Genomic DNA, 26,510 nt, shown 5'->3' with positions numbered 1-26,510 from the left:
ATGACTGAGTGACTGAACTAAACCATCGTTAATTTATTATTAAAATGTTTTCTCAGAATAATTATAATTATCTCTGTATATTGTGTTTTGACTACTATGGACAGTGATTATTTCTCATTTTCAGGTACATAAATCATACGACCATCCGCGAGTCGATACGTAACCCCTGCCTTGCTGCCTTCACCTTCACCAATCTCACCAGTTGACTGGTATTCTTTCAATTCAGTCCCCTTTTTGAAGGTCATTTTCATATTTGCCTTACCTGGATTTTCAATGACCACAACCTCATTTTTACTAAAAGGATTTAAAGGATTCTGTACGATTAGCATCATTAAGATTACTGTAATCACCAGAAATAAATCGATCAGGTTGACTACAGACAGCATTGGATCATCACTCTCATCCTGCTCAAGAAAGCGCATGTGAATCCTCCTCATGCTTTTGTTTCCTTTCAAAATTACGGAGTTCTTCCAACAACCAGCGTCTGCGAATCACCAAAATAAAGAAAGTAATGGATGCCGCGACCAACGACATAATGACCGAAGAAAACGCCACAACCATGTTTTGCCCGACTTGTTCCATTTGTCCTGAAGATAGTGCCAAAAGTGCAGGTCCCATCGGGATCATCGTTGCAATCAGACCAAGCATCGGTGCTGTACGGGATACAATACGTAGCCATTCCAGTTTTTTAACAATCCAGAGTTCCAGATCATCACTACTCATTGCCCCTTTTTGAGCTTGAACATGACGGACAAATGAAGATTGATAGGATGCTCTTTTTCTAAGCAGACTTTCCATAAGGAAACTACCCAATGACACAAGTGCATATACCACTGCACTCAGAATGAGTATCAGGACAGGCCATAAAAATATGCGGGAGATTTGATAAATCACCGACTCGATATGTAAAACTTCCATAAATTTCCTTAAGACTTTCGACGACGAATAAGTTGTTTTGCTGCTCCAACACCGAGTAGTGCAAGAACGCCAAGTAAAACAACCCAAACATAGTTTTTAACCTGAGATTTTTTCTCAACCTGTTGCAATGTCTGACCTTGTACTTTTTGCGTTACAGAGTTTGCTGCTGCAGGCTTTGCTACAGATGCATCTGCTGCTGTTGCTGTTTTAGGGTTTAAACCCTGTCCTTTGGCAGCAGACTGATGTGTCTCAGGCTTTGATTGCGCAGGCATAGATGCCACTGTTGATGGTTTGGCAACGGACTGCTTCGGAGCAATTTTCGGACGGGTTTGAGCATGTGTATCAGCAGATACAGAAACATTCTCGGTTGTAGGCGGTTGCTCATGATCTACATTTTTCTGCGTATCAGCCTGGGCTGTTGCTGTCGGATTTTTCATTTGCTGATTGACAAATTGTTGAACCCGTTTGGACTCCAGATTCAGATTTTGTTGCTTTTGTATATCCCGAATCGTTTGTGCTAATTGTTGACGTGTCTGCTCATCAGCTTTCCAATAATCCTGACGAATTGCCTCAGCCATACGAGTTAGCACTTGTAGTTGAGCAGATGGATTTTCCTTTTCAAACCATTTTTTAACACCCAAATTACGTTTATCAAGCACATAGGTGTCATACATATCTTGCCATTGATCATCACGTACAACACTCGGATCTGTTACATTCCAGCCATACAGATTATTGGTTGCATTTAATACTTCCAAAGTTCCTGCATAACCTTCATTTTGCATACCTTTAATCCATTGTGGATTGAGATAGCGACTGCGTAACTCATCAGACAAGAATGCTTTTAATGTAGTGACTTCAGATTTGTTTTGTCTTAAGTCAGTAATGAGCAACTCAGGAGATTTGCCTTGTACTGTACGGATTACCAATGACAAACCACCTAAATATTCAAATGGATGGTCAGTTGAAAGCACCCCTTGCACGTTTGATGAACGAGACATTACAGCTACATCCACCCCTTTGAGGTTTTCAGCGAACAGATTTTGTGGAGCTGCTTCACCCCATGTTTTATCCCCGTAGGCATACTGCAAATTATTTAGGAAAGTATCTGCAAGTTCTTTATCATTATCCCACTGATCATATTTCAAAGTATGCTGGGTCAAATTTGAACCATATTCACCCGGCTTATTACTAAATACTTTAAGTTGAGATAATGCTTTAGCCTGATCTTCTGGAATGTTCTGGGCAACCAATTGTGCCTGAAGCTGTTTCGCATGTTGATAAAGTTGATTATCAGACTCATCCAGTTCAGAAAGCTGGGCAATTGCCTGTGAAAGCAAGCGTATAAAAGAGTCAAACTGATCACGATAAACACTCGTTGCCTGTATAACGACATCAATACGTGGTCGTTTCAATTCTGCGCGTGGAATAATTTCAAGTTTAACCACTCGCCCTGCTTCGTCCCATACAGGTTTCAAACCTAACGCATGTAAAACCTGAGCTTCTGTCACGCCCAAATGACGAATAGTTTCAGAAGACCACAAACTAAATGCGACTTTTTTAGGATATTGGTTTGGATGTTTCTGCTGATATTGGGCAATGAGTTGATCAAAAGTTTTCATCCCCGTTTGATATGCTGACTGGCTAGGTACTTTATTTGCCTCAAAAGCATATAAATTACGTCCACTTACACTTTGCGGCTGACGGATTGGATCTCCACCAGTTCCAGGCAAAATATAACCACCCTGCAATCCATTTAATAAACTCTTTAACTCTTGTTCAGAAGACAGATTATTAAAATTTGTCTGTGCCTGTTCCAAGAATTTCTTGAGATCACCACGTGCTTTAACTTTTTCCGCCTCATCATCAGGCTGATCCAGCAAATTATGCGCTAACCAGCGATAGGCTAAGGTATTTTTAATCTCACTAGCATCAATATTGAAGACTTCATCAGGATCTTGTTTTAGAGCTTCAATATATTTAGGACCCAGTTGTTGCATCACAATAATGATGCGTTGTTCATCTGTTGCTGTTTGCCCAAAACGATGTAAACCTAAAGGTACATTTTGTTGTGCCAAATGGTGTAAATGATCATGTAATTGATTAAAGAAAGTTGGGAAATCCTGTTCAATCCGAGCTTTCGTCCAGCCTAGATCTCTGGCTATGCCACTTTTTTCAACCATCCCGATCAATTTGGCCTGGGTTTGCTGCTTAACTGACCCTTCATCAAGCTGAATATATTGATGAATGACCTCATGCATATCACGCAGTTCATCATATAGACCTGATGGAGATAATGGTGCTGTTTGATGGCTAATCGTAACTGCCCGACCACGGCGTTTTGCCTGAATCGCTTCTGCAATATTATCCTGAACATATGGATAGAAAATCGGTAAAGCACCTGCTGTCAGATAAGAATAATCCGCATGATCTAGTCCACGGTCTTTACCTGGTAACCATTCCTGTGTTCCATGTGTCCCCAGATGAATTAAGGCATTATTATTTTTCTGTAAATACAGATAAGTTGCCAGATACAACGCATCTGGAATCGCTGCTTGAGAGTGATAATTTTCACCCAACTTCGAGCTTCGAGGTGGTTGTGGCAAAATTTGTAAATTTTCCACCTGTAGGCGAGGTATAGTAAAAAAATACTGCTGGTCTTTTTCTACAACAGCCCAATGCTGCTTGATCTGACTTTCATTTGGCAGCTCTTTTTGACGATGTTCAGGTAAAGTTTTCACCCAATCCAGATAGTCCTTAACAGGAAAATACGCAACCAGATTCTGCTCTTGCAAGCTTTTCAGATGAGCATGATCATAAAAAACTGAAAGTAATGCCTGTAACTGCAGGATAACGTCCTTTTCGCTCATTTCAGGAACTTTATAGCCCTGTGCAGCCATTGCTTTTTGAATATTGACAATACTCACTGGAATATTCAGATTTGATGCAGATAAATTTTTAGCTCCATAAGGATAATTCCAGAACATCACTGCAACTTTTTTATCGGCATTATTTAAATGTTTTAAATGAGACTGTGATACCACTTTATCCAGTAACAGATCCACCTGTGGCTTTAACCAAGTTTCCTTACCTTGCTCTTTGGTTGAAAGTACCAGCGGATCAGAAAACCCCCAGATTTCAGGCATGGAAAGGAAAATTGCGGTTAAATAAGGTGGTACACCTGAAGTCGCTTCCTGCCACTGTGCTGCATTTCCCTGAAAAGCCAGCGCCTGAATCATTGGTGTATTGATTTTACTGAGTTCTTCAACCAGTTTTTGCCCCTGCTGGATATGTGTCATATTCACCAATGCATCAACTTGGATGTTAGACAAATATTCTGACAATGTCGTCTTGGCTTTTCGTTCATCCAGTAAAACTACCAACGGTACAACATTTTTTTGCTCAGCCAGATCAATCAATTGATCAATTTTTTCTGCTGTTAAATCCGTAATGGTACTAGGATGAATAATAAAGACTGCCTGTGCTGCAGTTTTTTGATCAGGTCGATAAGTGTTTTTATACCATTGCAGATAATCGGCAGGTTTTGCAAAATATTGTGGTGCTTTCGGATGATATATCGAGATTTCCGGGAGCTTTTGTACTGAAGGGAAACTGGTTTTACCTTTGGTTGCCCATAAATCAACAGCGGAGAAAAAATTCTTGAAATTCAATGCTCCACCATTGGCATATAGCATTAATAGCTTATAACCAAACAGTTTTGGAACACCTGAAATTTTAGGTGCTCCTCCACCAATGATGATGTACTTTTTCTGCAATTGATCAACTTGCCTGAGTACTTTCTCCTCCACTTCCTGACGATCAGGAGGACGGGGAACATCCAAAATCACCAGATCACTTTGCTCAAGCACAGGTGTCAGCCCTTCATCCTTTTGACTGACATTCCAGTGAACCAGTTTGACATTTTCCTGTTGTGCAATCTGCGCCAATTTTTCGTACTTTGTATCTTCCACAAAGCTGTTATGAACAATCAAAACCTGTGTCGCATAAGCATGCACAAAAGTAAACATCAATAGACAAGCTAAACTACACTTGACAAAAAAAGAACGGAACATGCTTTAGAATCTCAAATTTAAACCAACAAAATAACGACGCCCTGCATCAGCAAGGGTATATGTCCCTGCTGTTTCACGAGCCAGACGCTCATCCCCTATATTTTCAATCCCTGCATTGAATGACAAATTCGAGTTAACTTGATAATCGGTATACAAGTGCCATAAGGTATACGAAGGGTCATCGCTAATTTTCTTGAAAGGAGCGTTCTTGTCTTGATATTGTTTGCTTAAATATTGCTGTCTAAGTTTTGCTTGAAATTTATCGGTGATTTGCCAGATAACAGAAGTATTCACCTGATGTCTTGAGCGTCCCACCAATGGCTCATTAGTCTTCTCGTTTCTGGCATCTAAATAGGTATAGTTCGCATCAAAATGCCAGTTAGGCTCTATTTGATAAGATGCAGACCACTCCACTCCCTGAATTTTTGCCTTGGAAATATTGACGTAGTCCAGACAAGTTTTCCCACCTACATTACAAGTCGGACGACGCTGTGCATCGATTAGGTCATCAACATCATTTTGAAACCATGTAACCGAGCTTTCCAGATCGTCTTGATGAAAATGTAGTCCAAATTCATAAGAGGTATTCGTTTCAGGTTTTAAATCAGGATTTCCATAAATAATTCCTCTTCCACCCATGGCATCATTAGACTCATATTCAGGAGATAACTGTTTTAAGGATGGTGCTTTATAACCTTTAGAAATTCCACCACGTAGACTAAAATGATCATTCAGTTCAATCAAACTACTGAATTTAGGGCTAAGTTCCCAGCCAAAATCATCATGATAGTCACCACGAGCTCCCAAAATAAATTTGGCTCGATCATTTAAAGCCCATTGATCCTGCAAATAGAGACCATAGTGATTTTGTCTGGCTTTATGCTTTTTATTTACAGTTGGATCTTTCAGTTCTTCACGTCGAAGTTCATTCCCAACAGTCCAGCTGTGCGAGCCAGTATCAAACTGAAACTGTGTAGATGCGACATCGTCAGTCATTCTTAAAGAAGATGTTTCACCTCGCCTATCACTTCTATCACTTTCACGGCGTAACTCTGAACGATACAATTGAACCGTGCTCTTACCCCATGACCAGTCCCCTTGATGTTTCACGCCATAACGGGTACGTTTGAACTCATCATCAACCTGATAATAACCAGTCCGTGCAGCACGTAAGTCTTTGCGGTCTTCAACACCATGTTCTACGGTAAAATCAATAGCTTGCTGTGTTGTGGGTTGCCAAAATAACCCGATATGCCCTTTACCATTTTTTTGCTTTTCTTGATCTGTTAAATGTTTATCAAATGGACTGTACATAAAATCCCGATGACGATATTCCCCCCAGATATTGATACCAAGTTTGTCCTGAATCAAAGGTCCCGCCAGATAAGCACTACTTTTATATTGATCTCCGCCTAAACCTGTGTCGTTAAACACTCCCTGTGTTGAAAACGAACCTGTCCATGTTTTTGTCGGTTTTCGGGTAATTACGTTAACCACACCACCTAAAGCTTCAGAACCATAGAGTGATGATAATGGCCCACGTACCACTTCAATCTGTTCAATAGCTTCTGCAGGAACCCAGTTCAATTCACCATCTGAATGTTTGATTGCCGAGGAAGATGAATTGATTCTTTGCCCATCAACAAGAAAAAGGGTGTGCTCAGAGCTCATGCCCCTTATTGAAATCCCTTTACGGTTCAAACCGACACCAACTTGCTGTACACCAACACGGTCATCCAGAGCATCTGAAAGATCATTGACATAGCGTTGCCGAAGTTGCTGTCCATCGACAACATCAGCACTGGCTATCACATCATGGATATTTTGTTCTTTGGCTGTTGCCGTCACCATTATTTTATTCATTTGGTGAACGGGATGATTATTTTGAGTCTGCTCCTCTGCAAACACAGGTATACAGAACGTCAGTAAACTGCATCCTAAATAAATTTCGCGCATAAAAGTATCATTGTTAAATCCTTAATCATTATGTTATAACATAACAATAGATTTTCAATAGAAATCTTTGCTAAATTTCATTGAATATTAAGTATTTCCAAATAATTAGTTTTTTTAAGATAGATGACATTCCTTTGGGAAACCTGTAAGCAATTTAAATTTAAGTGCTTTTATTTCCGAACAAGCTCATATTGAGTGATATTTATCTTGAAATCATCTTATTGATTTTTTAATGATGCTTATTGAATAAAAACTGATGATTACAACAATTCACACCATTGCATCACACGTATGTAATGCATATTGTGCGTAGGCACTAAATGTTCCCAAGATTTATTAAAGCCAATAAGCGAACAGGAAAAGAGCGTGAATAAAACGTACCGTTGCAAATCTGGAACTAGGAATACCTCATCATAATGATATGATTAGTCAGTAAATTATTATTTTTTATAAAACAATCACAATCATTTCAATTTAAACTGTGGGCTAAGGTATGGATAAATTACAATGTATGGAAGCATTTGTTCGTGTCGCAGAAAGTGGGAGCTTTATTAAAGCTGCCGAACAGCTTGGCGTTACACGCTCAGTCATTACAGCACGAGTACAACAACTGGAAAAATTTGTCGATGCCCCACTGTTTTTTAGAAGTACACGTTCAGTCAGACTCTCAGATACTGGCTTAAGCTACTATAAAGAATGCGCGGAACTGATTAATAAATTTGAACAACTTGCAGAGCAGATGGCAAATTCAAAATCAACCTTACAGGGACGGTTGAGAATACACATGGCACCTGGGTTTGCGATTGATTATTTTGGCAAATATCTGACATTATTTTTAGAAACATATCCCGATATTGATATGGATATCGTTGTAAATGATAGAGTCATTGACCCAATTTCATCAGGTTTTGATATTGTTTTTCAGATGTTTCCACCAAGTGGGGAAACACTGATTGACCGTAAACTATTTAATGTCAATCGGGTAATTTGTGCGACTCCTGAGTTTATCGAAAAACATGGTAAACCAGAACATCCTGAAGATTTGAATAAATTTATTTTAGGGTTTTATTCAGGTTATCCAACACGCAATAAATTACAATTCCTGATCAATGATCATTTTCAGGATATCAATCTCAATATTAAGGTTTCATCGTCATCTATTCATTTATTGCGTGATTTTGCACTCAATCATGGTGCGATCGTTTGCCTGCCAACACTGGTTGTTCATGAAAGTATCCTGCAAGGTAAACTTACCACTATGCTCAAAGACTTTCCTTTGTCCAACTATGGCTTACGGGCAGTATTCCCTTCAAACTCGAAAAACATATCAAAAATTAGAAGCTTACTGGATTTTTTAATTGAACGTTTAAGTGTGATACCAGAGTGGGATAGCCAACTTATTGAACAGGGGTATCTCTCGGAACGGGTCAGGTTATTTCAATAATGTGCCAATTACTGAAATAACTGTTTGCCAATAATGAACAATGCAAAAAGCAAAATAAATTTATGATAAGGCTTTAAAGGAGTATTCACATAATGAATAAAGAGTTGATTGAACAATTTGAACAAAGTCGTTTTCAAGCCTTATTGGATCAGGATTATGAGTTATTTAAACACTTATGCGATCCTGACTTAACTTATGTCCATAGTAGTGGCAAAGTTGATAATTTAAATCAATATTTTGAAAAGCTGCAAAACAACTATTATGAATACTTAAAAATTGATTATAAAATTAACAAGGTTCAAATCTTTGATGAACTTGTTTTGGTTTATGCACATTTTAACGCCGAACTTTTGATTCAGAAGCAGCCTGCGACATTAAATAATCTGATTCTTGCAGTATTAAAAAGAAATGGTGATGAGCTTAAACTATTAGCCTCACAACCAACACCAATTAAATAACCAAAGGGCTTGGCTATCAAAGTTTCATAGCTAAGCCGTCATTGAATACCCAGATTTGCTGATATTTTATAAATAGACTGCGTTGTCGCAGCCGCTTTGAAATATCAACAGCCTCTATACCTTAAAGAAAATTTTTCCGTTCTTATTTTCAATTTTTATTGCGACCAGACTTTTCCCTTTGCATGGCCCATCAATACAAAGCCCCGTTTCAATATCAAACAGGGCTGAATGATGGGCGCACATAATAACGCTGTTCTGATACGTCGAGAACTGCCCAGATTTATAATCCAATTGCACTGAAAAATGTGGACAGACATTCTCATAACAAAAATAATGCTGATCCTTTTTAATAACCACCAGACTTAACTCGCTATTGTGTGGATGAATTACCCTGATCGCATCTTGTTGATCAAATGCAGCATGCTCACACAATAATATTGCTTCCCCCATGTCATTCATCCTTCGTCAAGACGAACTGGTATTGGATCGACTGGTAAGATTGCCCTGCTTGAAAAATATGAGCAAATTCAGTATCCGCAATTTTTGTTTCAGGTTCGACAATGAGTCTCTCCTTAACACCAAAAACGGCATCACCAGACAGGTACTCATCTCCCTTTAAAAATAAATGTGTCACTAATGGCTTATAACCCTCTGCCGTGATCATAAAGTGAATATGTGCAGGTCGCCAAAAATGACGATGTGAGTAATTGAGTAACTCGCCCACTGTACCATCAGAAGGAATTTGATAGCTGACAGGTAAAATGGAACGGATGGCATATGATCCATCCGCCTGGCTGATAAATGCCCCTCTTAAATTGGCAACAGACTGATCTGGATCCTGTCCGGAATACATGCCATTTTCAGCAGTTTGCCATACTTCAATACGCGCACCTTCAATCGCTTGGTGCTGCTGGTTAAATATCTGTCCTGTGATAAGCAAAGGTTCTGCCTGTTGATCTCTAGCATCGACAACAATACTTTCCCCATATTGACGTAAAGGCATATTGGGAATAAAAAATGGGCCAAATACCGTACTTGGGGTTTGTTCAATATTGGTTGAGTGGTTAATTTCATCGACCAGCATCGAAACGCCCAAGACATCCGACAACAAAATATATTCCTGACGTTGTCCATGACACATCTGCCCTGTTCGAGTCAAAAAGTCGATTGCAAACTCCCATTCATTTTGAGTTAATTGCACATCATCTATATATCGATGAATAGTTTCGACGAGTTTTTGAATGACAAATTTATGACGGGGATTTTCGATTTTATTAAAGCTGTCAATCGCACTTTTTGTGACTTCATGCATATCAATTCCCTTTTTGCTGAAACACCCAAATCAATTCGGTGCTAAACCTTCATATGCCAGTTTAAGTAAAGCTTCAAGCTCATCCTGATTGTATGGACGTGGATTATAATATGGACTCTCACAGGTAATTCGGGCAACTTCACTTGGCCCATTTTCTGGTAAGCCAATATCTTTTAAAGCAAGTGGAATATTTAACTGCTGATTAAGCTTATAAATCAGCTGCCCAACCTCTTCATGGCTTTGTCCACCCAATGCCTGTGCAAGTTTATCCATGGCTTCAATATCAGCATTCCGATTGTAATGTGCTGAATAGGCTAAAGTAATTGCATGTGCTTGCGCATGCGGTAGATTAAAGGTTCCACCCAAGGTATGACATAATTTGTGATGTATCGCCATACCTACCGAACCTAAACAAATCCCTGCTAACCAGGCACCATACGTAGCTTGCTTACGTGCCTCTATGTCTTGCGGATCTTTCACAATTTTCGGTAAAGCCTGACTAAGCGATTTAATGGCCTCAACTGCCATCATGCTGATAATCGGGTTTTTATCTTGAGCATATAAAGCCTCTACCGCATGAGCCATTGCATTCATTCCTGAACTGGCAGAAATATCAGCAGGCAGAGTCAGACTCAACTCAGGATCGTATATCACAACTTTAGGCAAGACTTTGATATCTTTACCTGTTTTTTTGAGCTTATTTTCTGTTAAGCCATAGACAGTAGTCATTTCACTGCCTGCATAGGTCGTAGGAATTGCAACGATAGGGATACCCGTTTTTAACGCAATCGCTTTTGCCAAACCTATCGTTGAGCCTCCACCCAGTGCCAGACAGCAATCTATATTTTTATCTAAAGCTTTTTCAACAGCTTTATCCGCCACCTCTACAGGCACATGCATCACGGCATGCGGATAAACTTCACTCACCAGATCACCTAAATGCTTTGCCATCTCTAGTCCAGAATCTTTCTGTTCGGGTGTGGTAATCACCAGAACAGAAGAAAATCCTTGTTCATTCAAGATAGATTTTGCATTTTTAGATTCGCCATTGCCGAAATACACATCAATAGGTAAAGCCCGATAATGAAAATCTTGTATCATGACTCACCTCGCTGAAAGTGTGGTGGAATCTGCGCATCAACATTCACCCAAACTGATTTCACCTCTGTATAGTCATGAATTGCTTCAAAACCCATTTCTCGACCATAACCTGACTTGCCTACACCACCAAACGGACTTCCGGGATTGACACGCTTATAACTGTTAATCCAGCACATTCCCGCCTTGATTTTTTTGGCAAACCGATGCGCACGCTGTAAATTATTGGTCCATAAACCACTTCCCAAACCATATTCGGTACTGTTGGCTATCTCTAGTGCTTCAGCATCATCTTTAAAACGCAGTACAGTCACAAACGGTCCAAAGACTTCTTCTTGTGCAACACGATCTGTTGCTTTGGCTTCAACAACTGTTGGTAAAACATAAAATCCATTTTTAAGACTTTCGTCATCAGGTGCAACGCCGCCTGTTAGAATTTTCCCGCCCTGTTCAACAGCAATTTTTGCATAAGACAGCACCTTATCACGATGCGCCTGTGAAGTGAGTGGACCCATTTCAGTATCAGCATCTAAGGGATTTCCCAAACGGATACTTTCTGCCAAGGCAATAAATTTCTGTAAAAATTGATCAGCAATTTTTTCGTGTAACACCAAACGTGAACCTGCAATACATGCCTGCCCCTGATTATGGAAAATAGCCCATGCTGCACCATTTACGGCTGCATCAATATCGGCATCTTCAAAAACAATGTTTGCCCCTTTACCACCCAACTCAAGCTGAACACGTTTCAGATTGCCTGATGATGCATTGACGATATTACGTCCTGTCTGGGTTGAACCTGTAAAGGAAATTTTACCTATATCTGGATGATCAGCTAAACGTTGTCCTGCTGTTTGCCCATAACCAGGAACAATGTTCACCACACCATCAGGAAAGCCTGCCTGTTTGATCAGTTCCGCTATTTTTAAAGTCGATAATGGGGTAATTTCGGATGGCTTCATCACCACAACATTACCAGCAGCCAGAGCTGGTCCCAGTTTCCAGCTCGTAAACATGAGTGGAAAATTCCACGGGACAATTTGCCCTACAACACCAATTGGTTCACGTAAAACATAGTTTAAAAAGCCTTGCTCTACAGGAATTACACTTCCTTCAATTTTATCCGCCATCCCACCAAAGTAGCGAAAACAGGCTGCTGTACGTGGTACATCCAAACGGCGTGAATCACGAATAGGATGTCCTGTATCCAAAGATTCTAACTGAGCCAGTTCTTCCAGATTCTCTTCAATTAGGTCAGCCAGCTTAAGTAACAATCGACCACGCTCGGCTGCAGGAGTTTCAGCCCATACAGGAAATGCCTTTTGTGCAGCCTTTACAGCCAAATCAACATCTTCTGCCTCTGCTGCTGCAATTTTGGTAATCAGTTCACCATTGGCCGGATTTAAAACATCAATGGTTCCACCATTTTTTGCGGCAATAAATTTTCCATCAATAAATAATTGTGTATTTATGTTTTGCACATCAATAGCGTCATTTTTTTCAGACACGGCTTTCCCGCCAAATGAAATCTGAGTATTCATAAATTTACCTTGAATATGTGATTGGACTCATCGCATGATGAGCCCACGCAAGTTCGCTTAGAAACTCACTGGATAAGGAGGTAACTCACCTGATGCATATTTTTCAGGTAAATCTGGTGTCGCATTTTCCCAGACAAGCAGCATTGAACGTTTAGTTGAATAGCCTTGATGACGGATATTGGCAGGCATAGCACAAATGTCACCTGGTTTCATAATGATACGGGCAAATGGGCTACCATCGTTTTTGTCACCAATGTCCCAGGTGATCTCATCTGAAAATTGCATAAACCATTCAACACGATCATTTCCATGAAAAATCGGTAAAATATATTCTTCAGTCGTTGGACAAAAAAGGCTGGCTTTACACACCGAAGTTACCGATGGATTCCATGTTACATCTGAACGTGACATGTATTTAAACAGATTAAATGCACTTAACTGCCCCTCAAAACCTGGCTCGCAATGAACCAGAGGTTCATCCTGTGCTACATCCAGAAATTGACGGTTTACTGGTAAATCTTCACGTAATGGAGAATCATTTTCCAGACCAGGCATACGCTTGGTAGCAATCCGATAACGGTCAATAGCTTCATCGTTATAACCATTTTTACGACCAAAAGCGCTACCTGTTTCTTCTGGTGCTGCAAATGGATCAAAGCCTTCATTTACCCAGTCATGCAAAATGGCTTTAAAGGTTGCCATGATTTTTGGCGTTTCAAAGTTTTCAACATAATCGACACCTGCTGCATTCAAAACACCATTAAATGTACCTGCATACATGTCTACACTGCCATAATGGTTTTGAGTACCAATGACATGGTCAAAATTGACCCAGCCATAAAAGAACCCCCATGCAACATCACGCATGATCGCTCTTAAGAAAGCATCTATCGACATTAAATGTGAATGTTCCTGCTCTTTTGCAGTCCATGTAATTTTGGCAAAATATTCATCACGACTGAATGTAAAATTACCAAGCTTAAATGACATATAACCAGTCAAAGCATCTTGACCACTAATTTCAACCTGCTCGCTTGCAAACGTCTTATTGATAGAGTTCATCCTTAATCTCCTATTATTTCAAGCAAATTTCGTCCCACTTTTCTATTGAAAGTGGTCCTTTTATTGTTTGTAAAAGTAGTGTTGATGGTTTTTGACTGTTAAAACGGTATGCTGTTCCCGCAGGTAAAATGGCTTGATGACCTTGTTTTAAAACAACATAGCCCATCGGTTTACCTTCAGGTTGTGAACCTGCTGCTTGTGTACCTTCGAGAGTACTATCTACAGCTTGGTTTAATTTTAGAAAATCGACACGGACTTCACCGTCCATAGAAATAACAAATTCATCATGTGAACATGTAAACCAGTCTGATGAACCTTCTGCACGAATTGATTCAATGACATATTTTTGATTTATTCCGACAACTGTCTTATCGTAAGGTGTCGCATTTTTTGCTACTTCAAAAACATTGGAAAATACATAATGAGAGGCTTTACCTTGAATAAGCTGTATTGTTCCTTTTTCAAAATTATCCAGACTTCCAAACTTGGTTGTATATGTAGTATTCATTACCTTTCCTTCGCGTCTTCATGACATATGAAAAAGGTATGCCATGAATGCAGGTATGACAATGATGTTTTTTTCGACAAGAATGTTTGTCTTTTGCGAACAATACTTTTATAGATTATTTTTCTGATAATATTTTATTTTAGCCAAAACCAAACAAATATTATTTAAAGACAAATAAAAATAAAACCATAAAATAGTACTTAAATAAAAAGTAAATATTAAAAATTTATATTTTTAAATTCTTCAGCAATTTTAAACATCACCTCTAGATTACGCGATATTTCAAAGTCATTAAATCGACTATCTGCACCAGTTATACCAATAGAAGCAATAACTTCTCCATGATTATTTTTTAATGGAACAGCCAGAGATACTAAAGATTTTTCATATTCCTGATTGACAATACAATAGCCATGTTCCTTAGTTTGTTTTAATTTCTGGATTAAAGATTGTTCATCACTTACAGTACATTCTGTATATTTTTTATAATCTATATTTTTCAAAATATTACACATTTTTTCAGATGAAGTATGCGCCAAAAGTACACGTCCATTCGCAGTCAACCAAAGTGGTAATTGATCACCAACTTTGATATTAACATTCATAATTCTAGGTATTTCATGCATTGCAATACAAAGTGCAGAATCATTTTGTAAAATAGAAATAGTACACGTTTCCTGAGTTAATATACTTATTTTTTTCACATAGTGCTGTGCCATTTTAGCAAAAGGGTTTGAATTATAATAAGCACTACTAAGTTCAAGTATTTTTGGTGACAACCAGAAGTATTTACTATCAGTTTCCAAATACCCCAAAACCTGTAATGTTTTTAAAAATCGACGTGCTGTTGCACGCGTCATATTCAATAACTCAGCAGTTTCAGTCAATGTCAACTTTTGATTAACTTGATTAAAAATTTTAATTACTGCAATCCCCTTTTCAAGAGATAAAACATAATCCTTATCATTTTCTAAGCTTGACACAATTACTCCTTTATTCTTCAATCATAATTGTTCGCATGGTGAACAAAGTGCGAATTACGAACAATACTAAAAATTACACAATGGACAAGGTCGTCCACACGAGAACGATATGAGAAAGACTTTATTTACATTGAGTATGGTTGCCAGTCAACTTTTACTCTACTCCGTTTCGGTAAAGGCAGATGATCAGCCCGCGCAAGGTTGGTTATTTGACTCCATCAACCATAATGACTATGGCATTAGCGTTTCAGGTTGGGCGCAAGCAAGTGTTGCGGACAGTAATCATGGCCAGCAACTTACACCAGCGACTGTTTTTAGACGAACTGATGGTTTCACCATTGATCAAATAGGCATCATGCTTGAGAAAAAATTAAACAGTAATTTAATTAGTCGTGTGGGTGCTATTCCTGTGGAAATGCCGAAACACTTCAACTGGGGTTTTAATATAACCACGATGTATGGTGCGGATAATTTCTTCTTTCGTACCTACGGTCTGGATGAAGACTGGTCTTTTAATAAGCCTGGAAATTTTGGCTCATCAGATTATTATGCAACCCTAACCCAAGCTTACCTAGAATTTTATTTTCCATTTTCAGGTGGAAGTAACTTAATGCTTGGTTTATTCCACACCCCACTTGCCAATGAAATCGGTTTTGCATTGCCCAACCCTGCACCCACTGATTTTTACACGCATACTTATAGCTTTATTCACGGCCCTGCAAAGCATGCAGGTGTACTATGGAGCAGTTATATTCTAAATAATCCGAACTCGTCCAAACTCTCCTATGAGTTAGGGCTGGTTCGTGGCTATAACAATTTGCAGGATATCAATAATAACTGGGATGTGATTGGAAACCTGCGCTGGCGTAGTCAGGATTTCAAAACATGGATTGATTTTGAAAATATTTATGGAAATAACGCTGATGATTCCATCTCAGATTGTGGTTGTGGCTCACCAATCCCAACCAGTTCCGCACTTGCACATGACAATTCATTAAAACGTTTTCAAAGCTATTTGACGCTAACCCATCATTTTGATGAAAAAAATAGCGTTGTTGCCGAAGCCTCTTATGGTCATCAGGAGAAATCCTTATTGGCCGATGTTTTCAATGCACAACCCATCGGTATACCTAAAGCAGGTGGTAAAAATGCATCTTGGTCAGGTCTAAACATCAGCTACAAATATAAGTTCAACCCCAAAGTATCAGCATCTGTACGCGGTGAATATTTCGATACAGACGGTGTAAATGTCATGTTGCCATTCTCTGGCTCATATAAAGCGCTAACAACTAATCTTGCATGGACACCTGTTCATTACTTACGTGTGCGCCCAGAAATCCGTTATGACTGGTATAGCGGTCATGCAAAACCTTTTGGCGCAGATGGTAACTATCTTCCACCACTAGTACATGGCAAATACGACAACCAACTTAGCTACTCACTGGATTTAACTTTCTTCTTTTAATTGAAAGGCTCACATATCAAAGATGGATTTGAGGAATACACAAATGGACAGTAAAAAATGGGATACCTCCTATGAATGGAAAGCAGTTCTGCTTTTATCTTTAGGTTTTGGGTTGGTTGGGCTTGATCGCTGGATTATTGCGCCCCTACTCCCTTCAATCATGAAAGACCTTTCTTTAAGTTATCAAGATGTTGGTATTATTTTTGGTGCGCTAGGTATTACCTGGGGTATCTTCGCAATTATTGCAGGAAATTTCTCTGATAAAATCGGACACCGCAAAATTCTTATTCCCTCGTTAATTATTTTTTCCTTGGCATCTGGATTTTCTGGAGCAGCCTCTGGATTAGTCAGTCTGATTTTTATTCGTGCCATCATGGGCATATCTGAGGGTGCTTTTTGTCCTACCAGTTTTGCGGCAACTGCTGTTGCTGCAAAACCAACACGTAGAGGAAGCTTGCAAGGTTTACAGCAAAGTGGCTTTGCATTATTTGGATTAGGTCTGGGACCAATTATTGCAACACAACTTTTATTAGTAGTCCCTTCATGGCGTGAAGTGTTCTGGATTGTTGCCATTCCTGGTTTAATCTTGGCTGTATTTATGTATTTCATTATTCGTGATCCACAGCAAACACAAGGTGAACCGCTTTTAGAAAATCAGGCACGAGCTCATACTGAAAAAACCAAAGTGAATTGGACCGCCTTATTCAAGACTCGTAATGTTCTACTTAGCATGTTAGGTTTGTTTTGTACCATGTCTTGCGTATTTGTAATTAGTGCAATGGTGCCGTTATACCTTGAAAATTTTCTTAAAATTAGCTCTCAAAATATGGGAATTATTGTCTCTGCAATTGGTTTTGGCGGCTTTTTAGGGCAGTTCCTTGTACCCGCTTTATCAGACTGGATTGGGCGTAAAATTACTGCATTTATTGGTTTCTTAGGTTCAAGTATTTTTATCTGGTTATTTGCCAATGCAGATGCCAGCATTAGTACATTATTCACTTATTTATTTATATTATCTTTCTTTAGTTTAGGTCTCATCGCACTGTTAAGCGGTCCTATTGCAGCAGAATCCGCACCAATAGGATTAGTTGCCTCATCTATCGGACTGGTTGTGGGTGCAGGTGAAATATTTGGTGGTGGTGTCGCACCATTTTTATCAGGGATTATCGCAGAACACTATGGTATCCAGAACATTTTTTATCTCAGTCTAGTCGGGACGATCATTGGCATGATTTTAAGTTTATTCATTGTTGAAACAGCACCTCGTAAAGTTGCTGCAAAGCTGAACGCCCAAACACAAATTGAATAAAAACTGATTAGAAATAAAAGCAATAAATTCTATTTCATCAAAAAACCGCTAAAGATTTATGCCAATATCTGCTAAATCTATAGCGGTCAACTGATAATTTAAACGAATATAAATGGGTTGCAAAAACAATACAGGCAAAGCCAAAAGCCCCTTAAAACACCTCATTTCAGTCTTATCAATTATTGAAGATGGGTTAAGCAGCCAAGATCTGAAATTTATATAGGTTTATCAAAATGAACCTTAAATACTAAGCTTAATTACTTTCCGATTGTTACATGATAATTATACCAACCCGTTTGCTATAGATTAATTTTGATTAATATATTTTTTTAATTATACTTCACACACATTTCTACGACTTATCGCTGATATGAAGTCCAGTTCCCGTCAACATTTGCAAAAAAAGCGTGCCTTTTTAGGTACGATTACTTTGCTATGTTTACTCTGGCATATCTTTTTACCCTCAATGGTACATATAGGCATTATTCCTGCACTTTATGCGATGCCTTCTCATTGCCAAGTAACTGAAATTCAAAATGCGATGATCATGTCTGGAGAGCGGCATGCTCACCATCATCAGCACTCTATACATGAAACACCTCATCAACAGCACTTGCAACATACTGACCAAAATCATCTGAGCAAATATGCACAAGAAGTTTTTGCACTTGCCAGCCAGATTATGAAACATTGTCCGTTGTGTAGCTCGGGCTTAGATGCTGCTATTATCATTCCTCTGATCGCATTCATTTTAGTTCTTGTTGTTGCCTGGTTTAGTCGCATACGATGTCTGTGTTATCAATGGACAGAAGATCTGCACATTCCCCGCATCTTTTATATTCTTCCAATTAAACAAGCTCCCCCACTTTCTCTGTAAATCGCAATTTTTACATCGTATTCAGTGAATCACTGCGTACAGCTTCGCTTATTGCTTTTTTATAGAGTTGGAATATGAATACTCAATTTCGTTTGTCAGTATTGGCTGCCGCTTGTCTTTCAATTACTTATAGTTCATCTGTTTTGGCAAATACGGTCACTGATGAAGCCAAGACACTCTCAACGATTGTCGTCACAGCAAGTCGTGAAGGTGAGTCAATCAGTAATACCCCTGCCGCTATTAGTAAGATTACCAATCAGGATATTGTAGACAAACATGCGACTTTTATCGGTCAGCTTGTCAACCAGACACCAGGTGTCTTAATGAATGATCTGGGCAACGAGCAACACATGATGTCCATTCGTCAACCGATTACTACTGCTGCAGTTTATCAATATTTAGAAGATGGTATTCCAGTGCGTCCTGTGGGGGTGTTTAACCATAATGCTTTATATGAAATAAATTTGGCAGGTATTGATAATATTGAAATTTTACGGGGGCCAGCGAGTAGTCTATACGGTAGTAATGCTATTGGTGGAACTATTAATTTTCTAACCAAGGCGCCCAGTTTAACGCCAACCGCGGATTTAGGTATCAGTGCAAGTTCGGAAGGCTATCGCCGTTTGGATATAGGTGCCTCAAATACTTTTGATACTACATTTGGTCAACAAGGTTTGAGACTATCTGCCTATATAAGCGACCGTGGTGATAACTGGCAGGATCATGCAGAAAGTAACAAGCAAAGTTTCACTTTAAGGCATGACTGGCATATTTCAGATGCCACGCAAATTAAAAATATAGTCAGTTATAACCACCTGAAAGCCGATATGACAGGCAGTGTAAATGCAAATGATTTTAGCAAACGTCCAGGTTATAGCTATCAGACATTTACCTACCGTGAAGTCGATGCATTTCGATTATCTTCCCAGTTAAATCACAGCTGGAATGATCAACAACAAAGCCAAATCACACTCTATTATCGTGATAACACCACTGAGCAAAATCCAAGTTATAGCATTCGTACAGATATGAAAAATGGTAAACCAACTGGAACCTATAGTGGTCAAACCACCTATAATACATTTCAGTCTTATGGTTTGAATTTTCAACATTCGGCAACATTAAATCAGGTTAAGCTGATTGTTGGTGCGATGGCAGATCACTCACCCAATCAGGGAAAAACCAACGATATCGAAATTTTTCGTAATCCAGAAACTTTAGTGTATACAGGTTTTAGACAGCGTCAATTACTCCGTAACTTTAATGTTGATGTCAATAACCAAGCAATCTATGCACAAGCCAATTGGCAAATCTTACCTACACTAAACTTAGTTGGTGGCGCACGTTATGACTGGATTAGTTATGACTTTGACAACAAACTGATTCCATCGAAAATCACAGGTGCTCCCGATGAGAAACGTAATTTTCATAAAGCCAGCCCTCAACTTGGTTTTGTATGGAATGTCACACCTGACCTGGACTTTTACAGTAACTGGTCACAAGGCTTTGTTCCGCCCGAAGTCAGTAGTTTATATGGTGCAAACCTAATTACACCTAACCTAAAAGAAGCAACATTTCATAATATAGATGCGGGATTACGTTTCAGACTCTTTGATGATCAACTTGATGGAGAAATCACACTATACCGTTTAGAAGGTAAAGACGAAGTTCTAAGCTATACAAAACCTGATAATACCCGTGAACCACGTAATGCAGGCAAAACATTACATCAAGGCTTAGAAATCGGGGGAACATGGAAAATCAGCGATGCATATGATCAACGCCTGAAAATATCTGGAAGCTTGGCTAAACATGAATATAAAGAGTTTCAACCATCTACTGTTCTGAACTATAACAACAATACCATGCCAGGCTCACCGAAAAGCTTTGGTACAGTTGAATATCAGATCAAACCCATCCCAGAGTTATTACTCTCTGTAGAAGGTATCTATGTAGGTTCTTACTGGATCAATGATGCCAATACAGAAAAATATAATGGACACACGATTTTAAATTTACGGGCAAATTATCGTAAAAATGCCTATGAGATCTATGGGCAAATCCTGAATGCTGCTGATGTCCACTATGCCGAAAGCACTTCGTTTAGTAATAACCAGGCGAGTTATACCCCCGCTGCACCACGTACCTATCTATTAGGTTTACGTTATCACTTTGGGAAATAACTAATGAATGCCAACCCACTTAAAAAAACTCCTGAAGTTGCACCGTAACTTTGGAATGGTTCTAGGCATTCTGGTTTTATTGTGGTCTTTAACAGGCATGTTGCATCCAATCATGAGTGCAACACAACCTCAACCCGTAAAACGAATGCCGCCATCACAACAACTTCATCTCGAAAATGCCCTGCCTGCACCTCAAGTTTTGCAGCAGCATCAAATCAAGCAGTTTTCGGCTTTACAAGCCATCGAACTACAACCAGATCTTGTCGCTTATCGGGTATTAGAACCGAATCAGAATATTGCTGAATACTTTGATAGCCAGTCAGGTCAATTGATTGAAAATGCAGAACGACAAGATGCCAAACGTTTAGCCATTTGGTATACAGATTTGGCAAAACAACAGATTACTTCAACTGAACTCATCACCGAATTTAATGATGATTATCCAAGTGTCAATCGTCTACTTCCTGTCTGGCGTGTAGATTTTGACAATGGCTTAAGAGCTTATGTAGATCCATCTCAATCCAGATTGGCAACCCTGTCAAATGATAAAAAAATGTGGATGGCAAAAATATTTCGTCTGGGACATACATGGACTTGGCAAGGTCAAGCATGGACTGGTCAGGCGTTGCTGATGCAGATCGTTTTAATTGGTATTTTTACATTAACTGTTATGGGGATTAGATTATTTTTTAGAATCCATAATCGTCAGAATCATCGTTTACGCCAAAAACCCATTCGATTTTTGCATCGTTATTTAGGCATCAGTTTAAGTGTATTTATTCTCCTGTGGGTCATCAGTGGTTCTTATCATCTTTGGCAGAAAGAATCTGAAATTGATAATATTCAACCTGTTTTTAATACACAGGACTTAAATTTAAACGCCTGGAAAATTGTGACACAACACCCCGTACAACGCTTAAACATTGTCCCAATATCGTTTAACCAACAACATACGCAAGCAGGCTGGATGATCCAATTAGTAGGAAAGTCTTCAATTCAAGGGAGTCTAACCGCTGTAAAAGAGCATGATCATCACAATCATATTAAGACATCTGCCCCTGCACTTGAACTGATTGATGCAGCTAATTCTGAAAAAATAAGTATTCTTGAGCAAAGCAGACGACTTGCTGCAAGTTATTTAAAACGACCTTCTCATCAACTAGGTCAAAGTACATGGGTGACCCGTTTTGGCGGTGAGTATGGTTTTATCAATAAGCGTTTACCTGTGGTAAAAGTCGAAAGCAATTTGAATAATCAGCTGCGACTTTATATAGAACCCAGTAGCGGTATCATTGCAGCAAAGATTACTCAACAAGATGCTCTTGAAGGTTTTAGTTTTGCTTATTTGCATAAATGGACATGGTTGCCAATTGATAAAACACTCAGAGATATTCTACTGGCGAGTCTTGCAGGGTTAATTGCTTTATTGGTTACTTTAGGTTTTTGTATTCAAATAAGAAAACGCTAGTCATCTCGGCTATTCTTATTCAATAGAGTAAGAGTAGCTGTAATTTATATTTTTTATAGATTACAGCCACTTATCAGATCTTGTCCAAAGTAATCAAATCTGTAAGGAACACTGAATAGCCAATGATTCTGTAGACACTTTTTAGTGAGCGGGCTTTAAGCAGTTTATTAAAGATCATCTATCTTTAATAAACCGGTTTTAACAAACCATTCATCTTTCAAAGTGCAATATCATATTGTTTAGAGGCAATTAATGGGTGTAGTGCCTCACGTTGCGCTTTAAAATAAGGAAGAACATATTCACCCAAACGATACGCCTCTTCTAAATGCGGGTAGCCTGCTAAAAAGAATAAATCTATCCCAATATCATTATATTCTTTAACACGTTCAATAATTTGATCATAACTCCCCACCAAAGCTACACCAGGTGGTATTCCGATATAACCAAAACCAGACCAGACATTTTTATGAATAAAGAAATCATGGACATTTGTACTGCCCTTTTTCTCACTATATTCATTTTCAAAACTCAACATACGCGCTGAACGTAAGCCTGCATGTGCCGCCCCTATGTTTAGACGCTGCTTTTCTGCTGCTTCATCTAAAAATCTCTGCGCCTCATCCAAAGCCTCTTGCTCCGTACGGCGGGCTATCGTATCGACGGACATACCAAATTTAATGTTTTCACGTCCATATTTTGCTGCACGTTGGCGCATGTCCGCGATTAATTCAGCAATTTCATCTGGTCTCTCAGCACGCATCAAATAATAATCTGCATGTTTTGCTGCAAATTCACGAGCTGCAATAGATGAACCAGCAGTACAAATAATCGGTAATTGTGCTTTATTTAAAGGATGTTTTAAACCTCCACCTTCGGCAGAGTAATATTTACCTTTATAGTGAAATGAGTCATTCGCCCAAAAACCCTTGACCACATCCAGAAACTCAGACGCACGGTCATAGCGCTCATCATGGGGAATAGAGTCACCAATCTGCTGCTGCAACACTTCTGAACCCCCATTGATAATATTCCATACCAAACGGTTCCCTGTTGCACGTTGATAAGTCGCTGCACTTTGTACAGCATTAAAAGGGCTAAAATGATAGGGTTGAAATGCTGTCACATAATTAAGTTTTTTGGTTTCTCTTGCTAAGAGTGAGCAAACAGTCCAAGGCTCTTCACCAGTCGGTGCATTAACCATAAGTGCACCACCAAAACCATTGATTTCAGCAGCTCGTGCAATTTGGCTCAGATAATCAATGTAACTAAAATCATCACCTACATCATAATTTGAAACTGCACCAGTATTTTCAACACCATCCACTTTCGACCAGTCACCACGATTTCTCGGGTCACCTGCCAAATATTCTGTTTCGCCATGTAAGGGTAAGCGTGTAAAAAATTCAATTCCCATGATTATTTCCTATACTAAAATTTTGCTGTTAGAGAGACACCAACTTGACGTGGGTTGCCATACGTCACCACATACTGACCAACTGGTCCATTTGGGCGACCGTGTGTTTGATAATCTTTATCGAGTAAATTCTTCACAAAAGCATTAATCTGATATTTGTTATCAGCACTGTAATAGCCAATGTTGGCATTCCATAAAGTGAAAGCTTTTTGGCTTAGCTCTGGATCAACTGAATAGTTTTGACGGTTAACCAGAAAAAATTCTCTATCTTTATAATTAGCATCTGTTCCAACAACGATGCGTGAACCATTATTTAAATTGAAGGTATAAGTTCCACCAACACCTAAAGTATATTTGGGTGAGCGGACTAAACGATTGCCACTATTATCTGCACTCACCACATTTGTGACTGGGTCTCGATCGACGAAACTGGTGTATTCCGTATCAAGATATGCAGCAGCGAGACGTAATCGCAGGTTTTCAGTCGCAAGATAATCAAGCTCCAGTTCCGCGCCTTTGACTTCAGCTTTAGGTCCATTGGTTAATACAGATGAAACTCCGCCACCTTGACCTTGTGTACTGACCAGAAGATTGGTTTGAATGTCTTTATAGTCATAATAAAATACCGCAGCATTTGCGATTAAATTGCCTTGTAACAGTTCAGACTTGAACCCCAACTCATAACTGTCTAAATATTCTGGATTAACCACATTCATTTGGCTCAGATTACCCGTGATTCCTGTATTAAAACCACCCGAACGGAAACCTCGTGCATAACGGAAATAGCTTTTCAACTCGGGGGTAATTTGATATTCAGGTGTAATATCGTAGGTAAAATCACTCCAGTTTTTCTTCTTACCCACCTGCCCATTTGCATTCAGAGTAGGGTTATAGACAGCATTGCTATATGCATTTTCCTGCCACCAACTCCCTTTGGAATAATCTCCAGTCGTAATTTGAGTCAGATTCAGATCAATATCTTTTTCTTCCCAAGTCCATCGAAGCCCACCTGTAACCTTAAACTTATCCGTAAACTTAAATGTCGTGTTACCAAAAGCAGCAAAGCTCTGATTCCCCTGATTGTAGGTAACATTCTGATAAGCAGGTGCTGCTGCAGTCTGTGCATTCGTCACACCATCTGGCAACAATTTATTCACACGTGCTTTCGCTAGAGTGGAGTCCAGATCTTCATTGAAATAATGCACTCCTGCGATCCAGCTGAGGCGCTTTTTCTCATCAGAAGAAATACGAAATTCCTGACTAAACTGCTTCCATTCATGATCACCATACATACGTGCAACATCATAAGGAGTGTAATCACTATCAGTGGTATAGGTTTGTGTCGTCTTATCTGCTGCAGTGATGGATGTAAAATTATATCCGCTCCCCAAATCACCATTTATGGTCAACGAAATTCCGTCATGCTGGATTTTATTTCTCTCATCCAGATCAATATCAGCATCTCGTCCTGCTGGACGCTGATATTTCCCCCAATATTTACCAACGCTTAGAGATCCGTTATTACCAACACCATGTAGCACCTGACTATGCAGGTTAAGTAGTGCAGTCCATGAATCATTTATTTTTCCTAAGGCCTGTATACGGAAAGATTTTTTATCAACATCACCAAAATTTTCACCATTAGCCAGATTTTTTGCAAAACCATCCCGATCTTCCGAATAGAACGAACCACGAATGGCTAAATTATCAGAAAGTTTGCCATTTACTGCGCCCTCAAAAATTCTTGCATTTTCACTACCAAGACCAACTGTTGCATAACCATTTGGTTTATCTGAAAATACAGGTTTTCTCGAAATATAGTTAACTGCACCCGCAGTGGTGTTTTTTCCATATAGTGTGCCTTGTGGTCCACGTAAAACCTCAATTCGCTCCATATCAAATAAATCCCCTGCGCCTGCAACAGGTGAATTTAGATAAACTCCGTCTGCATAAATTCCAACAGGATAAACAGTTGAAGCAGCAACATCTCCTGTGCCCAATCCCCGAATGTACCAACGTGGTCTACTATCTCCCTCAACATTATCAGCAGCAGCATTTGGTGAAAAAGTCAAAAGATCACCAACATAGGTAGCCCCCTGTGCTGCAAGGTCTTTTCCTGAAACAGAGGTAATTGATGAGGGAATATCCTGAATGTTCTGCTTACGGTATTGTGCAGTAACCACTACATCTCCAAGCTTTTTTACATCTTTATCATCCGTTTTTAGTTGTTGTTGCTTTGCTGTATTTGGAGAAGTTGTTTCCACCTCATCATCTGCGAATGCAAATGAAGATATACTTGCCGTAACACCCCATGTAGCAGTCAAAATGCCCTGCCGAATTTTATTCATCTTAAACATTGTTGTTCCATTTAACGTGACTGAGCATATCAATGGCAACAACTGTGCCAAAAAAATTAATCAATATATAACAAAGAGTTATTT

The 26,510-nt window shown here is 39.1% G+C and carries 20 protein-coding genes; 7 read left to right on the top strand and 13 right to left on the bottom strand.

The features are described 5' to 3' along the window. Positions 1 to 107: 107 nt before the first annotated feature. The 4 genes from KPC_RS05975 to KPC_RS05960 are packed head-to-tail and all read right to left on the bottom strand — an operon-like array spanning position 108 to position 6,947. Complete coding sequence (locus KPC_RS05975; protein WP_121973506.1) at positions 108 to 422, bottom strand: DUF2149 domain-containing protein; 315 nt, start codon at positions 420 to 422, stop codon at positions 108 to 110. Further along, on the bottom strand, positions 409 to 918 hold the full coding sequence (locus KPC_RS05970) for a MotA/TolQ/ExbB proton channel family protein (protein WP_121973505.1): 510 nt from the start codon (positions 916 to 918) through the stop codon (positions 409 to 411). Before KPC_RS05970 ends, KPC_RS05975 begins: the two co-directional genes overlap by 14 nt. A gap of 8 nt (positions 919 to 926) precedes the next feature. Continuing rightward, the gene (cobN, locus tag KPC_RS05965; RefSeq protein WP_121973504.1) at positions 927 to 4,991 is read right to left on the bottom strand and encodes a cobaltochelatase subunit CobN; all 4,065 of its coding nucleotides are present in this window, start codon (positions 4,989 to 4,991) and stop codon (positions 927 to 929) included. A 3-nt stretch (positions 4,992 to 4,994) separates the two neighbouring features. Continuing rightward, positions 4,995 to 6,947 carry a TonB-dependent receptor plug domain-containing protein gene (locus tag KPC_RS05960; RefSeq protein WP_121973503.1) on the bottom strand — a complete coding sequence of 651 codons (1,953 nt, stop codon included), beginning with the start codon at positions 6,945 to 6,947 and terminating at the stop codon, positions 4,995 to 4,997. A gap of 493 nt (positions 6,948 to 7,440) precedes the next feature. Here KPC_RS05960 and KPC_RS05955 point away from each other — a divergent pair, with 493 nt between their 5' ends. Both KPC_RS05955 and KPC_RS05950 read left to right on the top strand, forming a co-directional pair. Further along, positions 7,441 to 8,391: a LysR family transcriptional regulator gene (locus KPC_RS05955; RefSeq protein ID WP_121973502.1), complete on the top strand. Its 951-nt coding sequence runs from the start codon at positions 7,441 to 7,443 to the stop codon at positions 8,389 to 8,391. Positions 8,392 to 8,483: 92 nt separating this feature from the next. Continuing rightward, positions 8,484 to 8,849, top strand: coding sequence for a nuclear transport factor 2 family protein (locus tag KPC_RS05950; RefSeq protein WP_121973501.1), 366 nt, complete (start codon positions 8,484 to 8,486; stop codon positions 8,847 to 8,849). A gap of 114 nt (positions 8,850 to 8,963) precedes the next feature. Here KPC_RS05950 and KPC_RS05945 read toward each other — a convergent pair whose 3' ends face one another. The 7 genes from KPC_RS05945 to KPC_RS05915 all read right to left on the bottom strand — a co-directional run bounded on the left by KPC_RS05945 (position 8,964) and on the right by KPC_RS05915 (position 15,353). After that, positions 8,964 to 9,299, bottom strand: a complete 336-nt coding sequence (locus KPC_RS05945; RefSeq protein WP_121973500.1) for a Rieske (2Fe-2S) protein — start codon at positions 9,297 to 9,299, stop codon at positions 8,964 to 8,966. A 1-nt stretch (position 9,300) separates the two neighbouring features. Further along, a complete protein-coding gene (locus KPC_RS05940) occupies positions 9,301 to 10,161 on the bottom strand; it encodes a dioxygenase family protein (protein ID WP_121973499.1) in 861 nt (286 codons plus the stop codon). Positions 10,162 to 10,191: 30 nt separating this feature from the next. Continuing rightward, the gene (locus KPC_RS05935; protein ID WP_121973507.1) at positions 10,192 to 11,259 is read right to left on the bottom strand and encodes a maleylacetate reductase; all 1,068 of its coding nucleotides are present in this window, start codon (positions 11,257 to 11,259) and stop codon (positions 10,192 to 10,194) included. Next, positions 11,259 to 12,800 carry an aldehyde dehydrogenase family protein gene (locus KPC_RS05930; RefSeq protein ID WP_228212174.1) on the bottom strand — a complete coding sequence of 514 codons (1,542 nt, stop codon included), beginning with the start codon at positions 12,798 to 12,800 and terminating at the stop codon, positions 11,259 to 11,261. The genes KPC_RS05935 and KPC_RS05930 overlap by 1 nt, the downstream gene beginning before the upstream one ends. A gap of 57 nt (positions 12,801 to 12,857) precedes the next feature. Further along, positions 12,858 to 13,862: a hydroxyquinol 1,2-dioxygenase gene (locus tag KPC_RS05925; RefSeq protein ID WP_121973498.1), complete on the bottom strand. Its 1,005-nt coding sequence runs from the start codon at positions 13,860 to 13,862 to the stop codon at positions 12,858 to 12,860. A gap of 13 nt (positions 13,863 to 13,875) precedes the next feature. Further along, a complete protein-coding gene (locus tag KPC_RS05920; protein WP_121973497.1) occupies positions 13,876 to 14,370 on the bottom strand; it encodes a cupin domain-containing protein in 495 nt (164 codons plus the stop codon). A 218-nt stretch (positions 14,371 to 14,588) separates the two neighbouring features. Then, positions 14,589 to 15,353 (bottom strand): IclR family transcriptional regulator domain-containing protein, encoded by a 765-nt coding sequence (locus KPC_RS05915; protein WP_171334429.1) that lies wholly within the window; start codon positions 15,351 to 15,353, stop codon positions 14,589 to 14,591. Between the two features lie 109 nt (positions 15,354 to 15,462). On the opposite strand from KPC_RS05915, the gene KPC_RS05910 reads away from it, so the two are divergent. From KPC_RS05910 to KPC_RS05890, 5 genes are all read left to right on the top strand, one after another. Next, positions 15,463 to 16,818, top strand: a complete 1,356-nt coding sequence (locus KPC_RS05910; protein WP_121973495.1) for an outer membrane beta-barrel protein — start codon at positions 15,463 to 15,465, stop codon at positions 16,816 to 16,818. Positions 16,819 to 16,861: 43 nt separating this feature from the next. Beyond that, positions 16,862 to 18,127, top strand: a complete 1,266-nt coding sequence (locus tag KPC_RS05905) for an MFS transporter (protein WP_121973494.1) — start codon at positions 16,862 to 16,864, stop codon at positions 18,125 to 18,127. A 370-nt stretch (positions 18,128 to 18,497) separates the two neighbouring features. Next, a complete protein-coding gene (locus tag KPC_RS05900; protein ID WP_121973493.1) occupies positions 18,498 to 19,004 on the top strand; it encodes a hypothetical protein in 507 nt (168 codons plus the stop codon). 74 nt (positions 19,005 to 19,078) lie between these two features. Continuing rightward, positions 19,079 to 21,187: a TonB-dependent receptor gene (locus KPC_RS05895; RefSeq protein ID WP_121973492.1), complete on the top strand. Its 2,109-nt coding sequence runs from the start codon at positions 19,079 to 19,081 to the stop codon at positions 21,185 to 21,187. Positions 21,188 to 21,194: 7 nt separating this feature from the next. Continuing rightward, complete coding sequence (locus KPC_RS05890; protein ID WP_121973491.1) at positions 21,195 to 22,655, top strand: PepSY domain-containing protein; 1,461 nt, start codon at positions 21,195 to 21,197, stop codon at positions 22,653 to 22,655. Between the two features lie 217 nt (positions 22,656 to 22,872). On the opposite strand, the gene KPC_RS05885 is transcribed toward KPC_RS05890, so the two are convergent. Then, a complete protein-coding gene (locus KPC_RS05885) occupies positions 22,873 to 24,069 on the bottom strand; it encodes an LLM class flavin-dependent oxidoreductase (protein WP_121973490.1) in 1,197 nt (398 codons plus the stop codon). Between the two features lie 14 nt (positions 24,070 to 24,083). Continuing rightward, a complete protein-coding gene (locus KPC_RS05880; RefSeq protein WP_121973489.1) occupies positions 24,084 to 26,426 on the bottom strand; it encodes a TonB-dependent receptor in 2,343 nt (780 codons plus the stop codon). Between the last annotated feature and the right edge of the window lie 84 nt (positions 26,427 to 26,510).

The organism is Acinetobacter stercoris, assembly GCF_900323515.1.
Taxonomy (GTDB): Bacteria; Pseudomonadota; Gammaproteobacteria; order Pseudomonadales; family Moraxellaceae; genus Acinetobacter; species Acinetobacter stercoris.
This window is presented reverse-complemented; position numbering and strand designations above follow the sequence as displayed.